Source organism: Kitasatospora griseola (assembly GCF_014648555.1).
Taxonomy (GTDB): domain Bacteria; phylum Actinomycetota; class Actinomycetes; order Streptomycetales; family Streptomycetaceae; genus Kitasatospora; species Kitasatospora griseola.
Map to the genome: position 1 here is coordinate 91529 of NZ_BMRI01000020.1, position 6069 is coordinate 97597.

Annotated in this window: 6 protein-coding genes; 5 read left to right on the plus strand and 1 reads right to left on the minus strand. The window is 73.6% G+C overall.

The window, feature by feature from the left end:
• Positions 1-51: 51 nt before the first annotated feature.
• Positions 52-450, plus strand: coding sequence for a BlaI/MecI/CopY family transcriptional regulator (locus tag IEZ12_RS23880; protein ID WP_043910860.1), 399 nt, complete (start codon positions 52-54; stop codon positions 448-450).
• Complete coding sequence (locus tag IEZ12_RS23885; protein ID WP_100587709.1) at positions 447-1349, plus strand: M56 family metallopeptidase; 903 nt, start codon at positions 447-449, stop codon at positions 1347-1349. The genes IEZ12_RS23880 and IEZ12_RS23885 overlap by 4 nt, the downstream gene beginning before the upstream one ends.
• A gap of 58 nt (positions 1350-1407) precedes the next feature.
• On the opposite strand, the gene IEZ12_RS23890 is transcribed toward IEZ12_RS23885, so the two are convergent.
• Positions 1408-2187, minus strand: coding sequence for a VOC family protein (locus IEZ12_RS23890; protein WP_100587710.1), 780 nt, complete (start codon positions 2185-2187; stop codon positions 1408-1410).
• A 271-nt stretch (positions 2188-2458) separates the two neighbouring features.
• Between IEZ12_RS23890 and IEZ12_RS23895 the strand changes: the two genes are divergently transcribed.
• From IEZ12_RS23895 to IEZ12_RS23905, 3 genes are all read left to right on the plus strand, one after another.
• Entirely contained in the window at positions 2459-3034 is a 576-nt protein-coding gene (locus IEZ12_RS23895) for an O-methyltransferase (protein WP_189274529.1), read from the plus strand.
• Positions 3035-3165: 131 nt separating this feature from the next.
• Entirely contained in the window at positions 3166-3726 is a 561-nt protein-coding gene (locus IEZ12_RS23900; RefSeq protein WP_189274531.1) for a DUF421 domain-containing protein, read from the plus strand.
• A 182-nt stretch (positions 3727-3908) separates the two neighbouring features.
• The gene (locus tag IEZ12_RS23905) at positions 3909-5912 is read left to right on the plus strand and encodes an APC family permease (RefSeq protein WP_373295522.1); all 2004 of its coding nucleotides are present in this window, start codon (positions 3909-3911) and stop codon (positions 5910-5912) included.
• Positions 5913-6069: the final 157 nt, after the last annotated feature.

A 6069-nucleotide genomic window follows, 5' to 3' on the forward strand; every position in this document is an offset into this window, starting at 1 on the left:
CCGCCCACTACGATGAGCCGGACAACGGCGGACCGAGGGGACGGAACGGCAGTGCGCAGACTCGGCGACCTGGAGGCGGAGATCATGGACCGCCTATGGACCTGGGGCCGCCCCGCCACCGTCCGCGAGATCGTCGACGACCTCAACCGGTCCCGGCCGCTCGCCTACACCACCGTGATGACGGTCGCCGACATCCTGTACCGCAAGGGCATGCTGCGCCGCGAGAAGTCCGGCCGGGCCTGGAGCTACCGGCCCGCCTGCACCCGCGAGGCGTACAGCGCCGCCCTGATGCGCGACGTCCTCGGCGAGAGCCCCAACCCCGCCGGCGCCCTGGTCCACCTGGTCGAGCAGCTCACCCCGGCCGAACTCGACGCGCTGCGCGCCGCCATCGACTCCGTCGACCGCGACCAGCCCGGCGGGACGGGCGGCGCACCCGGGAGCGGACGGTGACCGCCGCCCTCGCGCTGCTCGGCTACGCCGTGCTGGTCGGCGTGCTCGCCCCGCTGCCCCTGGCCCGGGCCCGCTGGACGCACCGCGCGCCCCGGCTGGCCGTCGCGCTCTGGCAGGGGCTGGCGCTGTCCTTCCTCACCGCCCTGGTGCTGGCCCTCCACCACCTCGCCGTGCCGGGCGGCCACCTGCACCTCGGGCTGGCCGGCCTGATGCACCTGTGCGGCGTCGACCACCCCGCCGGGCAGGCCCTCGGCGGCGGGTGGCGGCTGCTGCTGCCCGCCGCGGCCGCACTCTGGCCGCTCGGCCGGTTCACCGCCGCGCTGGCCCGCACCGCCCGGCACCGACGGCGCCACCGCGCCCTGCTCGACCTGGTCGCCGCCCGCGACCCGGAGCTCGGCGCGCACGTCCTCGACCACCACGTCCCCGCCGCGTACTGCCTGCCCGGCCGCCGCTCCCGGATCGTGCTCACCCGCGGCGCGCTCGACCTGCTGACGCCCGCGCAGCTGGCCGCCGTCCTCGCCCACGAGCGCGCCCACGTGGCCGGCCGCCACCACCTGGCCCGCACCGCGGGGGACGCGTTCGCCGCCGCGTTCCCGTTCCTTCCGCTGGCCCGCCTCGCCGCCCGGGAGACCCCGCTGCTGCTGGAGATGGCCGCCGACGACCGGGCCGTGCGCCGCCACCCGCGGGCCGTGCTGGCCGCCGCCATGTACCGGGTGGCCGACGGCCAGGTCCCGCGGGCGGCGTTCGCCGCCGGCGGCCCCGCCGCACTGCTGCGGGTCCGCCGCCTGCTCGCCCCCGCCGCCGCCCCGCACCCCGCGCTGCGTGTCGCCGCGGCCCTCACCACTGCCGCCGCCCCCGTCCTCCCGCTGCTGTTCACCTGCGGGCCGGTGCTGCCCTGAACGCGCCGCACCGCCCGTCCGGGCGGATCCGGGCGGGCGGTGCACAGGCCGGGCCGGCCTACATCGGCTGCGGCTTGATCAGCGCGAACGGCGCGCCCTGCGGGTCGGCGACCACCGCCATCCGGCCGGCCGGCATGTCGAACGCCGGGGCCAGCACCGTTCCCTTGCTCTTCACCAGCGCGTCCACGGTGGAGTCGGTGTCGTCGACCGCGAAGTACGTCAGCCAGTGCGCCGGGGTGCCGGGCGGGTCGTTGGCGAGCCGGGTGACACCGCCGACGTCGCGGCCGCCGACCTGCAGCCCCCAGTAGTCCTTCGCGCCCTCCATCGGCTTGATCTCGATGCCGAACGCCTCGCCGTAGAACGCGGTGGCCGCCGGGACGTCACTGGTGTGCAGCTCGTTCCAGACCACCGCGCCGGCCTCGTTGACCACCCGCGCGCCGGCGAACTCGACGGCCTGCCACACGCCGAACACCGCGCCCTGCGGGTCGGAGGCGATCAGCATCCGGCCCAGCTTGCCGACGTCCATCACGGGCGCCAGCAGCGTGCCGCCGGCCGCGACGATCGCGTCCTGGGTGGCCTGGGCGTCGGTGGTGGCCAGGTACGTGGTCCAGACCGTGGGCGGCGTCGGCTGGCCCTCGGGCGCCATCGCCGGGCCGATCCCGGCGACGGCCTTGCCGTTCAGCTCGCAGACCGCGTACCCGCCGAACTCGGCCGGGCCGGGCTTGCCCTGCCAGCCGAGCAGGTCGCGGTAGAAGTCCAGCGCCGCCTGCTGGTTCTTCGCCATCAGATCGACCCAGCACGGCGTGCCGGTCGCATACGGTTTGGTGACTTCGGGCATCTCTCGCTCTTTCCGGTGAGGCGTTCCGGTGCTCCCCCGCAAGTCACCCTGGTGGCGCGGCCCGCGATCCGCCACCGGGCGTACGCCCGTCGGGCAGGCCCGCGGCGCCATCGGTGCGCGCTACTCGGACGGGTGCGGCGGCCCGGTGCGGCGACCGGTCCGGGCCGCTCGCCGGCCGTCCGAGGAGTGGAACGGATCGAGGGCGGACGGGCCTCGCCGGTACGGTGGCAGGGTCGCTGACGGACCGTCACTCTCGGAAGGCTGCGCCGTGATGCTCACCACCGGGTCCCACCCCGCCGTGCTCGCCTCGATCGTCGAGGGCTGCACGTCGCTCGGTTTCACGATGTCGTGCGACCTGGTGACCGGGCAGCTGCTGCGGACGCTCGCGGCGGCCCGGCCGGGCGGGCGGATCCTGGAGCTGGGCACGGGCGCCGGCGCGTCCACCAGCTGGCTGCTGAGCGGGATGGACCCGGACGCCGCCCTGTTGAGCGTGGAGCAGGACCCGGTGGTGGCGGCCGTCGCGGCCGCCCACCTGGGCGCGGACCGGCGGCTGGAGCTGATGGTGGGCGACGGCGCCGAACTGATCGACGCACTGGCCGGCCGCCACTTCGACCTGATCTTCGCGGACACCTGGCCCGGCAAGTTCCACCACCTCGACCAGGTGCTCGGCCTGCTCGCCCCCGGCGGCCAGTACCTGGTCGACGACCTGCTCCCGCAGTCGACCTGGCCCTCCGACCACGCCCACGCCGTCCGGGCCCTGATGGACCGGCTGACCACCGACCCCCGGCTGCACACCACCTACCTGGACTGCTCGACCGGCCTGCTGCTGGCCACCCGCCGCGCGTAGCGCCACCGGGCCGCCCGCCGCGGTGGGCGGCCTGCCGCAGTGGGCCGCCCGCCTCCGCCGGTGGGCCGATCGGGGGAGTGCGGGCGTGGGGCCCGGCGAGGTGGATCGCGCCGGTGCCTACGGTGGCGGGCATGTGGCACGACATGTTCCAGGCGGGGATCTCCTACGGCGAGAAGACGCTGCGCACCGTGCTGGTGTACCTGGCGCTGCTGGTGCTGCTGCGGGTGATCGGCAAGCGCGGGCTGGCGCAGCTGAACACCTTCGACCTGGTGGTCATGCTGCTGCTGTCGAACGTGGTGCAGAACGCGGTGATCGGGAACGACAACTCGCTGGTCGGCGGCCTGTACGGGGCGCTGGTGCTGCTGCTCACGGACTGGGTGCTGGTGCGGCAGGCGATGCGCTGGGACTGGTTCAACCGGCTGCTGGACGGGACGCCGACGGTGCTCGGCCGGGACGGCGCGTACGACCTGCGGGAGATCGACCGGCAGGGCATCCGGCTCCCCGACCTGGACGTGGCGATCCGGCACCAGGGCGGCGACGGGGTGGAGGAGACCGCACTGATCGTGCTGGAGCCGGGCGGCACCCTGCTGGTGAAGCTGAAGCGCGGCGACCAGGTGGCCGACAAGGACGACGTGGCGGCGATCAGGGCGGCGCTGGCAGCCATCGAGGCCCGGCTGCCGACCGCACGGTGACCGTTTCGTCCCGATATGCGGCCCTCGTCGAGCGACATTGACGAATCCTTAACGGCAGCCTTGACGGCCAAAAAGCCTTCGATTCGATCACTCGTACCAGCCCTGGCCTGCGGAAACGTGGGAAATCCAGTGATCGGACAGGCTGCTTGTCTTAACGCCACCGGCGCATACGCTCCCGTGCTGTGTTCAACCTCCCCCAGGCGCTCAAGCGTCTCGTGATCGGCCGGGCCATGCGCAGCGAGGAGCTCGGCGAGACGCTGCTGCCCAAGCGGCTCGCGCTGCCGATCTTCGCCTCCGACCCGCTCTCCTCGGTGGCCTACGCGACCGGCGAGATCCTGCTCGTCCTCACCGTCGGCGGCACCGCCTTCCTGTACCTCACCCCGTGGGTCGCCGTCGGCGTGATCGCCCTGATGGCCGTGGTGGTGATGTCCTACCGGCAGGTGGTGCACGCCTATCCCAGCGGCGGCGGCTCGTACGAGGTGGTCTCGCGCAACCTCGGGGCCAACTCCGGCCTGGTGGTGGCCGCCTCGCTGCTGGTCGACTACGTGATGACGGTCGCCGTCTCGGTGGCGTCCGGAGTCGACAACATCATCTCCGCGTTCGGCTCGCTCGCCGAGTACCGGGTGGCGCTCGCCGTCGGCTTCGTGGCGCTGCTGACCGCGATGAACCTGCGCGGCGTCCGCGAATCCGGCCGGGCGTTCGCCGCCCCCACCTACCTGTTCATCGGCGGCATCCTGCTGATGGTCGTCACCGGCCTGATCCGGCTGGCCTTCGGCGACAACCCGCAGGCCCCCACGGCAGCCCTCGGCGTCGCCGCCGTGGACGGCAAGGACACCCTGCAGGGCCTCGGCCTGCTGATGCTCGGCCTGCGCGCCTTCGCCTCCGGCTGCACCGCGCTCACCGGCGTCGAGGCGATCTCCAACGGCGTGCCCGCGTTCCGGGCCCCCAAGTCCCGCAACGCCGCCGCCACCATGGCCGTGATGGGCATCGTCGCGGTGGTGATGTTCGCCGGCGTCACGCTGCTCGCGCTCACCTCGCACGTCCACTACGTCGAGGACGCCTGTCAGCTGACCGGCCTGGCCGGCGACTGCCACACGTACACCCAGCAGACGGTGATCGCCCAGCTCGCCGCGACGGTCTTCGGCGGCTCCGACACGCTGCTGTTCTACTTCATCCAGGCCGTGACCGCGCTGGTGCTGATCCTGGCCGCGAACACCGCGTTCAACGGGTTCCCGCTGCTCGCCTCGATCCTCGCCCAGCACCGCTACCTGCCCCGGCAGCTGCACACCCGCGGCGACCGGCTGGCCTTCTCCAACGGCATCATCGCGCTCGCGGTGGTGGCCGGCGGACTGCTCTGGTTCTACAAGGCGGACGTCACCAGCCTGATCCACCTGTACATCCTCGGCGTGTTCACCTCCTTCACGCTCTCCCAGATCGGCATGGTCCGGCACTGGAACCGGGCGCTGGCGACCGAGAGCGACCCGGCGGTGCGAGCCGCCGCGCAGCGCTCCCGGCTGATCAACGGGCTGGGCGCCGTCACCACCGCGCTGGTGCTGGTCATCGTCCTGATCACCAAGTTCACCCAGGGCGCGTGGCTGGCCGTGGTCGCCGCGCTGCTGCTCTGGCTCACCATGCGCGGCATCCGCCGCCACTACGACGCCGTCGCCGCCGAACTCGCCGTCGAGGACGTCGCCGCGGAGAGCTCCCGCCCCCGGCAGGTGCACGCCGTGGTCCTGGTCTCCAAGCTCCACAAGCCCACCCTGCGCGCCCTCGGCTACGCGGAGGCGTTCCGGCCGGACACCGTCGAGGCCGTCACGGTGGACGTCGAGCCCGAGGCGACGGCCGACCTGCGGGCGGCCTGGGACGGCAGCGGCCTGGACGTGCCCCTGCGGGTGCTCGCGTCCCCCTTCCGGGAGATCACCAAGCCGGTCGTCGCCCACGTCCGCGCGCTGAAGGCCGCCTCGCCCGGCGACGCGGTGGCGGTGTTCATCCCCGAGTACGTGGTCGGCCGCTGGTGGGAGAACCTGCTGCACAACCAGTCCGCCCTCTGGCTGAAGAGCCGCCTGCTCTTCACCCCCGGCGTGATGGTCATATCGGTCCCCTGGCAACTCACCTCCGCCAGCCGCCGCGCCAACCGCCCCTCCGTCCGCGCCCCGGGCGCCGCCCGCCGAGGCGAAGGCCGCTGATCCGCTCCGCACCCGAAGCCCCCGACAGCCGCGCGTTGCCGGGGGCTCGACCGTTGCCGCAGGTGAAGGCCCGTGCCGACCTAGTGTCCTGAGTCTTTGATCCGTCGGCAGTATCCGGCGAGGGACTCGAGGATCTGGTCGGCTGTTTTGGTCCAGA